This is a genomic window from Streptomyces endophytica, from assembly GCF_026153355.1.
Classification (GTDB): Bacteria; Actinomycetota; Actinomycetes; order Streptomycetales; family Streptomycetaceae; genus Streptomyces; species Streptomyces endophytica.
Genome location: NZ_CP110636.1, coordinates 4,866,971 through 4,881,711 on the forward strand (window position 1 = coordinate 4,866,971; position 14,741 = coordinate 4,881,711).

The window sequence follows — 14,741 nt, forward strand, 5'->3', positions numbered from 1 at the left end:
GCGCAAAGCGGCCCCCTCCGCCGCGCCGTCGCCCCTCCCCGGTGATTGTGTGACGCCTGCACCTCCGGGCCACGGCCCGGCTGATTCCGGGTCAGGCAGTGGAGGAGAGAGTCATCGTGAGTTCCCCCGAGGGCGCACCCCAGGACGTGATCCCCGGCAATCTGCTGAAGGGCCAGAAGGCGCTGGTCACCGGCGCGAATTCGGGGATCGGCCGGGCCACGGCCATCGCCCTCGGGCGGGCCGGCGCCGATGTGGTCGTGAACTACGTGGCCGGCCGTGAGGAAGCCGAGAAGGTGGCCGGGGAGATCGCGTCCTTCGGGGTGCGGGCCGCCGCGTACGAGGCGGACGTCTCCGACGAGGAGCAGGTCGTCGCCATGACGGACCGGATGGTCAAGGAGTTCGGCACCGTCGACATCCTCGTGGCCAACGCCGGACTGCAACGGGACGCGGCGTTCACCGACATGACCCTCGCCCAGTGGCAGAAGGTCCTGGACGTCAACCTCACCGGGCAGTTCCTCTGTGCCCGCGAGGCGACCAAGGAGTTCCTGCGGCGCGGGGTGGTCCCGGAGGTGTCGCGGGCGGCGGGCAAGATCATCTGCATGAGCTCGGTGCACCAGATCATCCCGTGGGCCGGGCACGTCAACTACGCGTCGTCCAAGGGCGGTGTGCAGATGATGATGGAGACGCTGGCGCAGGAACTCGCCCCGAAGAAGATCCGCGTCAACGCGATCGCCCCCGGCGCCATCAAGACCCCCATCAACCGCGACGCCTGGGACACCCCCGAGGCTCAGCGGGACCTCCTGCGGCTGATCCCCTACGACCGCGTCGGCGTCCCCGAGGACATCGCCCACGCGGCCGTCGCGCTCGCCTCCGACCTCCTGGACTACGTCGTGGGCGCCACCCTCTACGTGGACGGCGGGATGACCCTCTTCCCCGGTTTCGCCACCGGCGGCTGACCGACCCCGCGCACGCCGGCCCTCGCGCACGTCGGTCCCGAGGAGAACCCCATGCACACAGCGGTTTCGTTGCTGGCGGACGCGCCGGCGCAGCTGCTCCCGGCCAGATCGCTGATGGCCTTCACGCTCGCCTCGCACATCATCCTGGTGCCCCTGGGCGTGGCGCTGCCGCTGATCACGCTCATCATGCACGGCTACGGACTGCGCCGGAACGACCCGACCGCCCTGCTGCTGGCCCGGCGCTGGTCCGCGGTCATGGCGGTCCAGTTCGCGATCGGCGTGGTCACCGGCACCGTGCTGTCCTTCGAGTTCGGGCTGCTGTGGCCGGGCATGATGGGCCGGTGGGGCGATGTCTTCGGCATCGGCTTCGGCGTCGAGGCCTGGGCCTTCTTCCTGGAAGCCGTGCTGATCGCCATCTATCTCTACGGCTGGCGCAGACTGCCCTCCCGGACCCACTTCCTGCTCGGCCTGCCGCTGCCCGCCGTCGCCCTGCTCGGCGCCTTCGGGATCCTGGCCGCCAACTCCTGGATGAACACCCCGCGGGGCTTCTCCCTCGACCCGGCCGGCAACCCCGTCGACGTGAAGATCTGGAAGGCGATCTTCACGCCCATGTTCGGCCCGCAGTACTGGCACTTCGTCGTGGCGATGCTCGTGACGGCGGGCTACGTCGTCGCCGGCGTCTACGCCGTCGGCTGGCTGCGCGGCCGCCGGGACCGCTACCACCGGCTCGGGTTCACGATCCCCTTCACGCTCGCCGCGGTCTTCACGCCGGTGCAGTTCGTGCTCGGCGACGCCATCGCCCGGCAGGTCTTCCACAAGCAGCCGGTGAAGTTCGCCGCGATGGAGATCGTGTGGAAGACCGACACCCATGTGCCGGAATACCTCTTCGGGCGGATGCACCCGGACGGAAGCATCTCCGGCGGCATCCGCATCCCGCAGTTGGACTCCATCCTCGCCGGCTTCCGCCCGGACACCGAGGTGACCGGTCTGACCTCCGTCCCGGCGGCCGACCGGCCGACGGCCACTCAGGCCACCCTCATCCACTGGACCTTCGACATCATGGTCGGCATCGGCTCCCTGCTGGTGCTGCTCGCCCTCTGGTACGCCCTGATCCGGTTGCGCCGCCGCAGGCTGCCGGCCTCCCCGTGGTTCTTCCGCTGCGCCGCCGTGGCCGGTCTCGCCTCCGTCGTCGCCGTCGAATGCGGCTGGATCACCACCGAAGTGGGCCGCCAGCCGTGGATCGTCTACCAGAACATGCGGGTCGCCGAAGCCGTGACGTCGACCCGTTCCACCAGCCTGTGGATCATGTTCGGCCTGGTCGTCGTGGTGTACCTGGTCGTCTTCGGCTCGTTCCTCGCGGTGCTGCTGAAGATGCGCACCCGCTGGCGGCTCGCCGACGGGACGACGGGCGAGGGACCGCCGCCGGAGCGCGGACCGGAGACGCAGACCCCGGAGACGGACACGCCGTACGGGCCGCGCTCCGCGGGGAGCCGGCCGTGATCGCCGGGGTGATCGCCGTCGTGCTGCTGCTCGCGGTCGCCGCCTACGCCTGCGCCGGCGGCACCGACTACGGAGCCGGGTTCTGGGACCTGGCCGCGGGCGGCGCGGCACGCGGCGAGCGCCCGCGCCGGCTGATCGACCATGCGATGGCTCCCGTGTGGGAGGTCAACAACGTCTGGCTGATCTTCGTGCTGGTGATCATGTGGACGGGGTTCCCGGTCTTCTTCCAGCGCGCGTTCACGGCCATGTGGCTGCCGCTGGCGCTGGCCGCCGTCGGCATCGTGCTGCGCGGCGCCGGCTTCGCCCTGCGCAAGCCCGCCAGACGGCTGGCCGGACGGCGCCTGTACGGCGCGATGTTCGCCGTCTCCTCGCTGCTGACGCCGTTCTTCCTCGGCGCCGCGGTCGGCGGGGTCGCCTCGGGGCGGGTCACCGCGGCGACCACGGCATCGACGGACGCCTGGGCCAACCCCACCTCGGTCCTCTTCGGCCTGCTCGCCGTCGCGACCACGGCGCTGCTCGGCGCGGTCTTCCTCGCGGCGGACGCCCGCCGCTTCGCCGCGCCCGATCTCGACGGCTACTTCCGGCGGCGGGCGCTGGCCGCCCTGGCGGTCGTCGCCGTCCTCGCCGTGATCACCCTGTTCGTCACCCACGGGGACGCGCCCCACGTCTGGCACGGGCTCACCCACGGCGTGGGGCTCGTCTTCGTCGTCGTGTCGGCACTGGCCACCCTCGCCACCGCCTGGCTGCTGATCCGCCCCTCCGGGGCCTGGTCCCGGGTGACGGCGGCCGGTGTGGTCGCGTCCGCCGTCCTCGGCTGGGGCATGGCCCAGCGCCCGTACCTCATCCCGACCTCGCTGACCGTCGCCGACGGCGCGGGCGCGCACACCACGCTGCGCTGGCTCGGGCTCGTCACCCTGGTGGCCCTCGTGCTGATCGTCCCCGCGGTCGCCCTGCTCTACTGGCTGGACACCCGTGGCGAACTGGAGGGCCTCACCGACGCCGACCTGCGGCGGCCGGGCGCCGCTGACGAGGGCTGACCCCCGTGGCGGCCGGGTACCGCAGGGCGCCCGCCCAGGGGTGAGGGCGCGATGAGCGCGGACGAGATCCTGCTGGGCGTCGGGCTGACCGTGGCCCTCGCGGTCGGTTCCCAGATCCTCGCGAGCCGGCTGCGGATCCCCTCCCTGATCGTGCTGCTGCCGGCCGGGTTCGCGGCCGGGGCGGTCACCGACGCCGTCCGTCCCGACCAGCTCATGGGCCCGGCCTTCTCGCCCCTGGTGTCGCTGTCGGTGGCGCTCATCCTCTACGACGCCGGCCTCGGACTGGATCTGCGCCACCTCAAGGGCGCGACGCGGAGCGTCGTCGTGCGCCTCATCGTGCTGGGCGTCCTGCTCACCGCGGGGACCGTCATGGCCCTGGGACCGGCCCTGTACGGCGTGCCGTTCGCCATCGCCTGCATGATCGGCGTGATCCTCGTCGTGTCCGGGCCGACCGTCGTCGCTCCGCTGCTCGACCACGTCAGGCCGTCGGACAAGGTGCGCCGGGTGCTGATGTGGGAGGGGTCCCTGGTGGATCCCGTGGGCGGCATCCTCGGTGCCGTCGTCTTCCACTCGCTGATCTCCGGCGGCTTCCGGACCGGCCACGGTTTCCGGTCCGCCTACTTCTTCGCCGGGCTCGCCCTGGGGCTCGCGGGCGGGCTCGCCGGCGCCGCGCTGCTGTGGTTCACCCTCCGCCGGCTCCGGCTCGGCGAGACGCTCGGCACGCTCGCCCAACTGGCGACCGTCGTCGTGGTGGCCGCGGGCTGCGACATGGTCTTCGACGACACCGGGCTGATCGCCGCGATCGTCACCGGGCTGATCGTCGCGAACCTGCCCGGCTTCGCCATGCCCGCCCGCCGGCCGTTCTTCGAGACGCTCGTCCAGCTCATCATCGGCCTGCTGTTCGTCTCCATCTCGGCGACCGTGACGCCGAAGTCCGTCGTCCCCGTGCTGCTGCCCACCCTCGCCCTCGTCGCCGTGCTCGTCCTGCTGGTCAGACCCCTGATCGCGGTGCTGTCCACCGCGGGGACGGAACTCGCCGCCCCGGAACGGGCCTTCCTCGGCTGGATGGCCCCGCGCGGCATCGTCGCGGCGGCCACCGCCACGACGTTCTCGGCCTCGCTCACCGCCGCGGGACGGCGCGGCGCCGGCACGATCCTCCCCGTCACCTTCCTGGTGATCGTCGGAACGGTCCTGGTCTACGCGCTGACGGCCAGGCCGGTGGCCGCCGGGCTGGGCCTCGCCCGTCCCACCCGGGCCCGTCCGCTCCTGGTGGGCGGCGAGCCCTGGGTCGTCGACCTCGCCCGGTCGCTGCGCACCGCCGGCCTCGACGTGCTGATGTGGGCCGGCCTCGCCCACGAGCGGGACCGGATCACCGAAGCCGGCATCGAGCTGGCGGCCGGGGAGCTGATGGCCGCGGCCACCGATCCGCAGGCCCGGCTGGAGGGGGTCACCGCGGCGTTCCTGCTGACCGACGACGACGACTTCAACGCCCTCGCCTCGATCGTCATGCGGGACAGCGTCGACGGCCCCGTCTACCGCATCGGCCCGCCCCCCGACGGCCGCGGCGTCGTCGCCCCCTACGCGGCCGGTGACACCCTCTTCGGCGCCGGACTCCTCCGCCACGCCCTGGTGGCCCGGCACGGGCAGGGCGCCCGCTTCCTCGTACAGCCCGCCTCCGTCCCGCCCCCACCGGGCTCCGCGACGCTGTTCGTCGTCCGGCGCGACGGCCGGCTGGCACCGGTCACCGCCGCCCTGCCGGTCACCGCGGGGGAGGGCGACACGCTGATCCTCCTCGGACCGGCGACCGCGACGGGGACGGAGCCGGCCGGCTGAGCTGGTTCGGGCTAGCGCCGGTCGAGAGCCTCGTTCAGGGTGATGGCGGAGTCGATGAGGGCGAGATGGGTGAACGCCTGGGGGAAATTGCCGAGCTGACGCCCCGTCGGGTCGATCTCCTCGGAGTACAGGCCCAGATGGTTGGCGTACCCCATCATCTTCTCGAACACCAGCCGCGCCCTGTCGGTCCGTCCCGCGCGCGCCAGGGCGTCGACGTACATGAACGTGCACAGCGAGAAGGTGCCCTCGGAGCCACGCAGGCCGTCGGGCGAGGCCTCGGGGTTGTAGCGGTAGACCAGGCTGTCGCTGACCAGTTCCTGATCCATGGCGTCCAGGGTCGATGCCCACATCGGATCCTCGGGGGTGAGAAACCCGACCGTCGCCATGCGCAGCAGCGAGGAGTCCAGTACGTCACCGCCGTAGTGCTGGACGAAGGCCTGCCGTTCCTCGCTCCACCCCTTGGCCATGACCTGCTCGTACACGGCGTCCCGCTCGGTGTGCCAGCGCCCGGACGCCGACGGCCACCCCTTCGACTCGGCGAGGCGCAGCGCGCGGTCGAACGCCACCCATGACATGACCCGGCCGTAGGTGAAGTCCTGGCGCCCGCCGCGGGTCTCCCAGATACCCTCCTCCGCCTGGTCCCAGTGGTCGGCCAGCCAGTCCAGGTCCTCCCGCATCGAGGTCCATCCCCCGTGCCCGACCTGGAAACCGTGTTGGTGCGCGAAGTAGATGCTGTCCAGCGCCTCGCCGTAGATGTCCAGTTGGAGCTGCGTCGCGGCGCCGTTGCCGATCCGTACCGGCGCGGAGCCCGCGTAACCCTCCCAGTGGTCGAGGATCTGCTCGTCCAGGTCGGCCGAGCCGTCGACCTTGTACATGATGTTGAGCGGGCCCGTGGTCCCCCCGCCGCCGGCCCGCTCCTTGACCCGGTCGCTCAGCCAGACGATGAACGCCCGGGCCTCCTCCGTGAAGCCCAGTCCCAGCAGGGCGTACACGGAGAAGGAGGCGTCACGGATCCAGGTGAAGCGGTAGTCCCAGTTGCGTTCGCCGCCCAGTTGCTCCGGGAGGGCCGCCGTCGGGGCGGCCACCAAGGCACCGCTGGGTGCGTAGGTCATGAGCTTCAGCGTGATCGCGGAACGCTCCACCACTTCCCGCCAGCGCCCGGTGTAGCGCGACTGTCCCAGCCAGTTGCGCCAGAACGCCACGGTGTCCTCGAAGAGCTGCTGGTACGCGGCGAGCCGGATCTCCCTGGGCGGCCCGTCCGCGGCCGACGCCAGTACCAGCCCGCGCTGCTGGCCCGCCTGCAGGTTCAGCGTGAAGTGCAGGTCGTTCTCCCGGTCCGGCCGGACGTCGACCAGCTGCTCGTCGTCAGGTTCGCGGATGGGGTGCACGGTGAGTTCCGTGCCGTCGTCCGCGGCGAACAGCGCTCCGTGCTCCGTGATGTGCAACTGGTGGGCCGTGCGCCCGTAGTTGAAGCGCGGGGCGATCTCGACCTCGAAGGACATGCTGCCGCGCACGCAGCGGATCATGCGCACCAGTTGGTGGCGGGCTGTGACCGTCGTCCCGGTCACCGGCATGAAGTCGAGCACCTCACCGGCGCCCGCCTCGGTCATGAACCGGGTGACCAGGATCGCGGTGTCGGGAAGGTACAACTGCTTGGTCGCGTGCGTCGCGTGCAGCGGCCGGACCGTGCAGTGCCCGCCCTTGTCCTTGTCCAGCAGTGCCCCGAAGATGCTGGGCGAGTCGAACCGCGGGAGGCAGAGCCAGTCGACCGTCCCGTCCGTCGTCACCAGTGCCGCGGTCTGCAGATCGCCCAGCAGACCGTGGTTCTCGATCAGTGGGTAGTCGTCCATCGGGACGCCCCTTTCGGCCGGCGATCCGCCCGGATGCCGTCCCCTCGCCCAGCGTAAGGCGGGGCCCCGGCCGAGGCGCGCCGAGCCCGGGCCGCCCACGGAACGCCGGCCGCGGAGCCACCGCCCCTACGGCCCGGGTCTCGCCGTCGCGCGCCGGGCCGCGCGGCGCCACAGACGTCGCTGCATGCGGAGGGTGAGGACGCCGACCACGACGAGCACGACGACGTTCAGCAGGAGCTGGAGCAGCGAGCCCCAGGCCTGGTGCCACTCGGCGAAGGCCAGCGAGACGGCGACGTCCGAGGCGGCGGGGATCGTCGTCACGGAGATGAAGACGCCGAGCAGGGCAGTGCCCCGCGCCTCGGTGAGCGAGACGATGCCGACCACGCCGGCGAGGAAGGCGACGACGACCGAGAAGAAGTCCGGTGTGTCGATGAGGTGGGAGACCGGCCGCAGGCCCAGGTCGAAGGCCTCGGACTGCAGGTGTGCGGCCCGTGCCAGCGCGGCGAAACCCAGCGTGACCACGATGGCCAGCAGGAAGCCGACGGTCAGCGCACGGACCCCGTCCCGGACCCGGCGCCGGTTACCCCGGTCGAGGCCGAGGGCGATGCTGGTGATCGCGTTGTACTCGGGGCCGACGACCATGGCCGCCACGATGAGGATCTGCGAGTTCGTCATGATGCCGACCGCGCTGATCAGGCCGGCGATCACCAGGAACAGGTAGAACGACGGCAGGTAGGTGCCCTCCGACCGGATGTGCGCCTCGACCGTGGCCCACAGCGGCGCGTGGACCAGCGCCCTCGGCTGGTCGGCCTCGACCTGCTCGGCGCGGTGCGAGAACATCATCTCGACGCCGTCGACGGCGATCGAGCCGGCGCGGTCGACGCCCAGCCGGCGCAGGTCGCCCAGCACGCCGTTCGCGGCGCCCTTCATCACGTCGCATTCGAGCGCGTCGCCCGCCGGCAGGTGTGCCGACTTCACGACCATGAGGTTGAGGACGCGGTCGTCCGAGCTGAGCAGGTCGACGGCCGGCTGGGTGAGTGCGGGCGGCATGACCATGCGCAAGTGGATCAAGTCCATCCGGACCTCCGGCGGCAGTCGGACACCGGCACACGTCCACTATCGCCCGCCGGTCCGTCAGGCGCCGCGCGGGCGCTCGCCACCGCTCGGGCCGTAAGGCCCGGGGCCGTCGGCTAGGCGCGGTCCGCGTCGAGCCGGTCGCCGTCGAGGTGCCGTACGAGCGCGTCACGGTGCAGATCGGCGACCGGGGCGAGCAGGTCGGGGTGGCGCAGCAGGGCCGCGGCGCGCCGGTCGCGTTCGTCGGGGTGGGTCAGCCGGCGGAAGTCGGGGGACACCCCCGTGACGTGCTCACCGTCCGCGAGGGCGGCCACCGCGTCCCCGGCGAGCCCGGGGGTGGTGAGCAGGCAGGCCGCCCAGCTGGCCACGACCTCGTCGACCCAGCTCCGCCAGGCCTCCTCGGGGGCGTCCGGACCGGACGCGTCGGCACCGGTGAGCCAGTCCAGCCGGGCCGCGCCGCCGGGGCCGACCAGCGCGACCAGTGCGGCGTCCGCCGTCGTGGGGTAGCGCAGCCAGGCGGCGACCGTGACGGCCTGTCGCGCCTGGGCCTGCGCGAGGGCCGTGTCGAGGGCGCCGCCGGTGACGGGGTAGGAGCGCAGCAGCCACTGCGCGGTGGCGGCTATGACCGGCGAGATGTCGGCGGACAACGGCAGGGGGTCCCTTCTCTGGCGGCGCCGGCAGCGCCGGCGTCTCGGGCGGCTCCGGCACCTCGGGCGCGGAACGGGGAGGGGAAGCGGCCCGCGGAACCGGGCCTCCGGAAGCCTAGGGGCCCGGCCAATCGGGCGAAATGACGCAGCTCACGCGAAAGCCTCGAAATTCGGCCCCTCGCCATGACGGCAGCCCGTCACCCTCGCCGTCGGCGTCCCCGGCCCGGCCGCCTCCCCGTCCCCGCCTCCCCGTCCCCGCCTCCGGGTGACAACACGGCGCCAACCAGGGCCAAGACGCCCCTCCGCCCGTTACGGAGCGAGGTGCCCGGGAACCCGTGGTGAGGTCCGCCGCAGGTGCGCGGGCAGCACGACCCACCGTTTCAGGAGGCACTCATGGGGCACGGCGGCAACATCATCGAGGAACTGACCAGCGACCACCGCGAGGTCGAGGACCTCTTCCGGCGGATCGAGGCCGTGCCCAGCGGCCACAAGGACCGCAAGAACCTCATCGACCAGCTCACCATCGAGCTCGTACGGCACTCCGTCGCCGAGGAGCAGTACCTGTATCCGGCGGTCCGCGAGCACGTGGCCGACGGCGGCGCGCTGGCCGACAAGGAGATCAAGGACCACACCGAGGTCGAGAAGATCCTCAAGAAGCTCGAAGGCTGCTCCGCCGACGATCCGCAGCTGGACCGGCTCTTCATGACCCTGAAGGACTCGGTCACCCGCCACGTCCAGGACGAGGAGGCCACCCTCTTCCCCCAGCTGCGCGCGGTCTGCTCCGCCGACGCCCTGGACACCCTCGGCGACCGGATCCGCACCGCGAAGAAGCTGGCCCCCACCCGCCCGCACCCCTCCGCGCCCACCACCCCGCCGGCGAACAAGCTGCTCGCGCCGGGGCTCGGGCTGGTGGACCGGGCCAGGGACTTCATCACCAGCCGTGGGAAGACCCTGTAGCGGCGCCGCGGAACGGCTCCGGCGGCCCGCCCGGCCGGACGCAGGCGCACGACCGATCACGGGCGTATCGTCCCGATATGGTCCATGCGCGGGGCGCAGTGGCGGCAACCGGCCGGGGAGGCTGACGCGGTGACGGAGCTCTTCGGGTCCGCTGCCGCCGGGGGCTCCGACATGCTGCTGGACGCCCCCCTGATCCAGGCCGTCCAGGAATCGGGGCCTCCGCCGGAATGGTGTTCCTGCTGCCCCCGGGCGACAGCCGGCTGCACCTGACCGTCATGACGGGCATCTCCCAGCGGATCGTGGCCCCCTGGGAACGGATGCGGCTGGCCGGGGCGGTCCCGGTGTCGGACGCGGTCCGCGAGCGGCGCCTGGTGTGGGTCGCCGGACACGAGGACATGGCCCGCCGCTACCCCCGGGCCGCCCTCGCCCTGCCGTACGCCTTCGCGGTGGCCACCGCGCCGATCACCGCCGACGGGACCGAATGGGGCGGCCTGGCGCTGCTCTGGCCCGGCTCGCACCCGCCGGAACTCTCCCCGCGCGAGCAGGACAGCCTGCGCGCCTGCTGCCACCACCTGGGACTGCTGCTGCAGCACGCCGCCGACACCGGCCACCCGGTCCTCCCGGGCCCCGAGCCGCGGATCATCCCGGCACTGCGGACCCGTGCGCCCGGTACCGCCGAGGCGCTGGCCGCCTTCGACTTCGCCGAGCGGCTGCCCGAGGGCTGCTGCGCACTGGACCTCGACGGCCGGATCACCTTCCTCACCGCCACCGCCGCGGAGCTCGTCGGCGCCACCGTCGGCGAGCTGCGCGGCGCGCTGCCGTGGGAGGCGCTGCCCTGGCTGCACGACCCGGTCTTCGAGGACCACTACCGGGCCGCGGTCATCAGCCGGCAACCGGTGTCCTTCACCGCGCTGCGCCCGCCGGACCGGTGGCTGTCCTTCCACCTGCACCCGGACGACGGCGGCATCAGCGTCCTGATCGCCCCGGCACCCACGGACCAGCCGACGGACCTGCCGGCGGACGGGCCCGCGGACCGGCCCACCGACGCGGACCGCCCCGCGGACGGCCCCGGGCGGAGCCGGCCCGCCGGGCCCGCCGCACCGAGCCGGACGGACGTGCTCTACCACCTGCTGCACCTGGCCGCCGCGCTGACCGAAGCGGTCGGTGTGCAGGACGTGACCGAACGGGTCGCCAACCAGATCATGCCCGCCTTCGGCATCCAGGCCCTCGCCCTGACGACCGCCGCGGAGGGCCGGCTGCGCATCGTCGGCCACCGCGGCTTCACCGCCGGCGTCCTGGACCACTTCGAGGGCCTGACGCTGACCGCCGACACCCCGGTCGTACGCGTCCTGAGCAGCGGTGTCCCCAGCTTCTTCGACACGTTCGAGGACCTCAGACGGGCCTACCCCGACGCCGTCCTGCACGACGACATGGCCGCCTGGGCCTTCCTGCCGCTGATCGCCTCCGGCGCCCCCGTCGGCTCCCTGGTCCTCGCCCACGACCGGCCCTTCCCCTGGTCCCCCCAGGAGCGCGCCATGCTGACCTCGCTCGCCGGGCTGGTCGCCCAGGCCCTGGACCGCGCCCTGCTCTACGACACCAAACACCGGCTCGCCCGCAGCCTGCAGGCCGGTCTGCTGCCCACCGCCCTGCCCCGGATCCCCGGCCTGGACGTCGCCGCCCGCTACCTCCCGGCCGGCCGCGTCACCGACATCGGCGGCGACTTCTACGACCTCATCCGCCTCGGGAACCGCACCGCCGCCGCGGCCATCGGCGACGTCCAGGGCCACAACGTCAATGCCGCCGCCCTCATGGGCCAGGTCCGCACCGCCGTCCACGCCACCGCCGGCGCGCCCCCGGGAGAGGTCCTCGCCCGCACCAACCGCCTGCTCACCGACCTGGACGCCGGCCTGCTGACCAGCTGCCTCTACGTCCACCTCGACCTCGCCGAGCACCGCGCCCGGCTGGCCAGCGCCGGCCATCCGCCCCCGCTGCTGCGCCACCCGGACGGGCAAACCGAGATCCTCACCCTGCCGCCCGGTCTGCTGCTCGGCATCGACGCCGACACCGACTACCCGATGACCGAGATCACCCTCCGGCCCGGCAGTGTGCTCGCCCTCTACACGGACGGACTCGTCGAATCGCCCGGCGGCGACATCGAGGAGGAGATCGCCGAGCTCGCCGGCCACCTCGCACGCTCCGGGACCCTGCCCATGGAGACCCTCGCCGAGGACCTCCTCCGCCGCGCCGGCCTCCCCTCGCCGCTCCACGACGACGTCGCGCTCCTCCTCATCGGCGCACAGGCCGACGACGGCGGCGCCGACTGAGCGAGGCGGCGCCGCGTCGGTGGGCGCGGCTCACGCGCCGCCGGCGGGGCGGGAGTTGGCGTCGTCCGGGAAGAGGGTGCGGGCCACATGGTGGGTGTCGGCGTACTCGACGACCGAGGTGATCCTGCCGTCGCGGACGGTGAAGACGCCGAGGCAGCGGTTGTCGTACCGGTCGCCGTGCGCGGTCGTGGCCTTCGACGTCCATTCGGCGACCACCCGGTCGCCCTCGGCCACGGTGCCGACCAGCGCTATCTCCAGGGTGCCGGGGACGAAGGCGGGCCCCATGCCGCCGAGGAAGTCATGGATGATCGCGTCGCGGCCCTGCCAGACCTTGGAGACCGGCAGGCTGCCCGGGTAGTGCCAGGTGGCGTCCTCCGCGAAGCTGTCGTGGATGACGTCCGCGTCGCCGTCGCGCACCGCCTCGACGTAGCGGATGACGACGGACCGGGGGTCGGTGAGGGTGCTCATGGTGGTGCTCCTTCGTTCGTGTGCGTGCGTCGGCCGGGGTCCGGCCGGCGGAGAGGGATTCCGGGGAGAGCGTTCAGGACAGCGTGAGGACGGCCTTGCCGCGGATGCGGCGCTCGCGCAGGTCGGTCAGGGTGGCCGCGGTGCCGGCCCAGTCCGTGACGCTGCCGATCTCCGGGTGCAGCCGGCCCTCGTCGGTCAGCCGGACCAGCGCCGCCAGGTCGTCGTCGAGGCGGGTGTCCGCGTCGAGGTAGTGGAAGTGCCGGAGCACGGCCGATTCGGGGCCGCGGAAGAAGTCGAAGAAGTCGAGCGTGGCGGGGGTGCGGCTGGCCTGGCCGAACCAGATGAGCGTGCCGCGCCGGGCGAGCCGCGCCAGGGCGAGCGGCAGGTTCCGGCCGCCGGTCGACTCCAGCACGAGGTCGTAGGGACCGCTCGCGTCGGCGACGTCGTGGACGATCTCGGCGGCGCCGAGTCCGGCCAGCCGGGCACCGCGTTCGGCGTCCCGCGTCACGGCGGTGACCTGCGCCCCCGCCGCGGCCGCGAGCTCGGTCACGTAGTGGCCCACGCCGCCGGACGCACCGGTCAGCAGGACCCGCCGGCCCACCACGGGCCCGGCGGCGCGCAGCAGCCGCAGTGCGGTGAGCCCGGCCAGCGGCAGCGCCGCGGCCTGGAGCACCGGGACCCCGTCCGGCAGCACGGCGAGCGCGTCGGTCGGCACCGCGACGTACTCCGCCCAGCCGCCCGCCATGGGATGGCCGACGACCCGGGTGATCCCGGACGGTCCGCTTCCGTCGGCGGCCGGCTGCACCACCAGCCCCGCGACGTCCTTCCCGGGCGCTCGCCGGCCACCGGCCGCTCCAGCTTGAACGTCTCGCCCCGATTGACCGAGAACGCCTCGACCTTGACCAGCGCCTCATGGGGACGCGGGCTCGGCTCGGGGACGTCGGCGAGCACGACCGGCTCGGCGGGGTCCCCGGTCGGTATCAGGGCTTTCATCGTGGTCGCTCCTCCTCGGTGGCCTCGGGGGCCGTCCCCGGTGCGGCGCCTGGTGCGGCGTCGGGAACCATCTGACCGGGCGGTGCCGCGGCCCGGCCAACAACCGGACCGCCCGGCCGACAACGCACGGTTGTCGCATAAGGTCAGCGGCATGGATCTCGACCTCGCCCTGGTCCGCGCGTTCACCACGACCGCCGGGACGCTGCACTTCGGGCGGGCCGCCGAGGAGCTGAAAACCAGTCAGCAGGCGCTGTCCAAGCGCATCGCACGGCTGGAGGAACTGCTGGCCGTGCGGCTCTTCGTGCGCGACGGGGGCGTCCGGCTGACCGGGCGGGCGAGCGGTTCCTGCCGGCCGCGCACGAGGCGCTGGCGGCGGGCGAGCGCGCCGTCGCGGCGGTGAGCGGGGCCGGCCCGGCCGTACGGATCGACACCTGGGGCCACCTCTACGCGCCGATGCGCACCGTCGCCCAGGCCGCGCGGGCGCTCGGGCCGGTGCGGCTGGAGCCCGGCCCGGGACGCGACTGGCCCTCCGTCGCGCAGGCCCTGCTGCACGGCGGGACCGACCTGGGCTTCGGCCGGGTGCACCCGCTGCCCGGCGGCCGCGACGCGGGCTCACCCAGCGGCTGGTGCGGCTGGAACCCGTCGACGCGGTGGTCGGCCCCGACCATCCGCTGGCCGGCGCGGACGCGCTGCGCCCGGCCGACCTGCGCGAGTACACCCTGTGGTGCCCGGCCGAACTCACCCGGCTGGACTTCCTCCGCCGCTTCGCCGACGCCTTCGGCATCGCCCGGCGGCAGGACGGCCCCAACCTCGGCCTGGACCACCTCGTCCAGCACCTCCGCGGCGATGCCGGGTGCTTCACCCTCTTCCCCGCCGACGCCCCGCTCCCGGACCACGCGGGCCTGCGCGCCGTCCCGCTCGTCGAACCGGTCCCGCTGTACGCCTGGTCGCTGGCCTGGCGCGAGTCCGCCCGCCACCCGCAGCTCGACACCCTGCTGCGCGGCTTCACCGAAACCGGCCGCGCCCACCGCTGGCTGGACTACGCCCCCCGGCGCGACTGGCTGCCCGACACCGACCACGCGAAGCTCGCCGCCGGCTAGGC

At 73.3% G+C, this 14,741-nt stretch carries 10 protein-coding genes and 2 pseudogenes; 7 read left to right on the forward strand and 5 right to left on the reverse strand.

The genetic code is table 11. The features are described 5' to 3' along the window. The first annotated feature begins 116 nt into the window (after positions 1-116). From OJ254_RS21790 to OJ254_RS21805, 4 genes are read left to right on the forward strand one after another with little or no spacing between them, the layout of a single operon-like run. Positions 117-956 (forward strand): SDR family oxidoreductase, encoded by an 840-nt coding sequence (locus tag OJ254_RS21790; RefSeq protein WP_265363672.1) that lies wholly within the window; start codon positions 117-119, stop codon positions 954-956. Positions 957-1,007: 51 nt separating this feature from the next. Beyond that, on the forward strand, positions 1,008-2,456 hold the full coding sequence (locus OJ254_RS21795; protein WP_265363673.1) for a cytochrome ubiquinol oxidase subunit I: 1,449 nt from the start codon (positions 1,008-1,010) through the stop codon (positions 2,454-2,456). After that, positions 2,453-3,493: a cytochrome d ubiquinol oxidase subunit II gene (locus OJ254_RS21800; protein WP_265363674.1), complete on the forward strand. Its 1,041-nt coding sequence runs from the start codon at positions 2,453-2,455 to the stop codon at positions 3,491-3,493. The genes OJ254_RS21795 and OJ254_RS21800 overlap by 4 nt, the downstream gene beginning before the upstream one ends. Positions 3,494-3,544: 51 nt before the next feature. Next, complete coding sequence (locus tag OJ254_RS21805; RefSeq protein ID WP_265363675.1) at positions 3,545-5,326, forward strand: cation:proton antiporter; 1,782 nt, start codon at positions 3,545-3,547, stop codon at positions 5,324-5,326. A gap of 11 nt (positions 5,327-5,337) precedes the next feature. Here OJ254_RS21805 and OJ254_RS21810 read toward each other — a convergent pair whose 3' ends face one another. The 3 genes from OJ254_RS21810 to OJ254_RS21820 all read right to left on the reverse strand — a co-directional run bounded on the left by OJ254_RS21810 (position 5,338) and on the right by OJ254_RS21820 (position 8,897). Further along, entirely contained in the window at positions 5,338-7,176 is a 1,839-nt protein-coding gene (locus OJ254_RS21810; RefSeq protein WP_265363676.1) for a glycoside hydrolase family 15 protein, read from the reverse strand. A 126-nt stretch (positions 7,177-7,302) separates the two neighbouring features. Continuing rightward, complete coding sequence (locus OJ254_RS21815; RefSeq protein ID WP_265363677.1) at positions 7,303-8,253, reverse strand: DUF389 domain-containing protein; 951 nt, start codon at positions 8,251-8,253, stop codon at positions 7,303-7,305. A 113-nt stretch (positions 8,254-8,366) separates the two neighbouring features. Continuing rightward, positions 8,367-8,897: a hypothetical protein gene (locus OJ254_RS21820; protein WP_265363678.1), complete on the reverse strand. Its 531-nt coding sequence runs from the start codon at positions 8,895-8,897 to the stop codon at positions 8,367-8,369. A 393-nt stretch (positions 8,898-9,290) separates the two neighbouring features. On the opposite strand from OJ254_RS21820, the gene OJ254_RS21825 reads away from it, so the two are divergent. Beyond that, positions 9,291-9,854, forward strand: a complete 564-nt coding sequence (locus OJ254_RS21825) for a hemerythrin domain-containing protein (protein WP_265363679.1) — start codon at positions 9,291-9,293, stop codon at positions 9,852-9,854. Between the two features lie 227 nt (positions 9,855-10,081). Further along, positions 10,082-12,178, forward strand: a complete 2,097-nt coding sequence (locus OJ254_RS21830) for a SpoIIE family protein phosphatase (protein ID WP_341483639.1) — start codon at positions 10,082-10,084, stop codon at positions 12,176-12,178. 30 nt (positions 12,179-12,208) lie between these two features. Here the strand turns inward: OJ254_RS21830 and OJ254_RS21835 are convergent, their stop codons facing one another. Together OJ254_RS21835 and OJ254_RS21840 are read right to left on the reverse strand one after the other, a co-directional pair. Continuing rightward, positions 12,209-12,646 carry a nuclear transport factor 2 family protein gene (locus OJ254_RS21835; protein ID WP_265363680.1) on the reverse strand — a complete coding sequence of 146 codons (438 nt, stop codon included), beginning with the start codon at positions 12,644-12,646 and terminating at the stop codon, positions 12,209-12,211. Between the two features lie 73 nt (positions 12,647-12,719). Continuing rightward, positions 12,720-13,639 (reverse strand): annotated as a pseudogene (locus tag OJ254_RS21840) (zinc-binding dehydrogenase). A 151-nt stretch (positions 13,640-13,790) separates the two neighbouring features. Between OJ254_RS21840 and OJ254_RS21845 the strand changes: the two are divergent. After that, a pseudogene (locus OJ254_RS21845) lies at positions 13,791-14,739 on the forward strand (LysR family transcriptional regulator). The last annotated feature ends 2 nt before the right edge of the window (positions 14,740-14,741 follow it).

Coding starts and splice junctions, on each gene's coding strand:
- OJ254_RS21805 (WP_265363675.1), top strand. CDS start 3,545: ATGAGCGCGGACGAGATCCTGCTGGGCGTCGGGCTGACCGTGGCCCTC.
- OJ254_RS21795 (WP_265363673.1), top strand. CDS start 1,008: ATGCACACAGCGGTTTCGTTGCTGGCGGACGCGCCGGCGCAGCTGCTC.
- OJ254_RS21830 (WP_341483639.1), top strand. CDS start 10,082: ATGGTGTTCCTGCTGCCCCCGGGCGACAGCCGGCTGCACCTGACCGTC.
- OJ254_RS21810 (WP_265363676.1), bottom strand. CDS start 7,176: ATGGACGACTACCCACTGATCGAGAACCACGGTCTGCTGGGCGATCTG.
- OJ254_RS21825 (WP_265363679.1), top strand. CDS start 9,291: ATGGGGCACGGCGGCAACATCATCGAGGAACTGACCAGCGACCACCGC.
- OJ254_RS21815 (WP_265363677.1), bottom strand. CDS start 8,253: ATGGACTTGATCCACTTGCGCATGGTCATGCCGCCCGCACTCACCCAG.
- OJ254_RS21835 (WP_265363680.1), bottom strand. CDS start 12,646: ATGAGCACCCTCACCGACCCCCGGTCCGTCGTCATCCGCTACGTCGAG.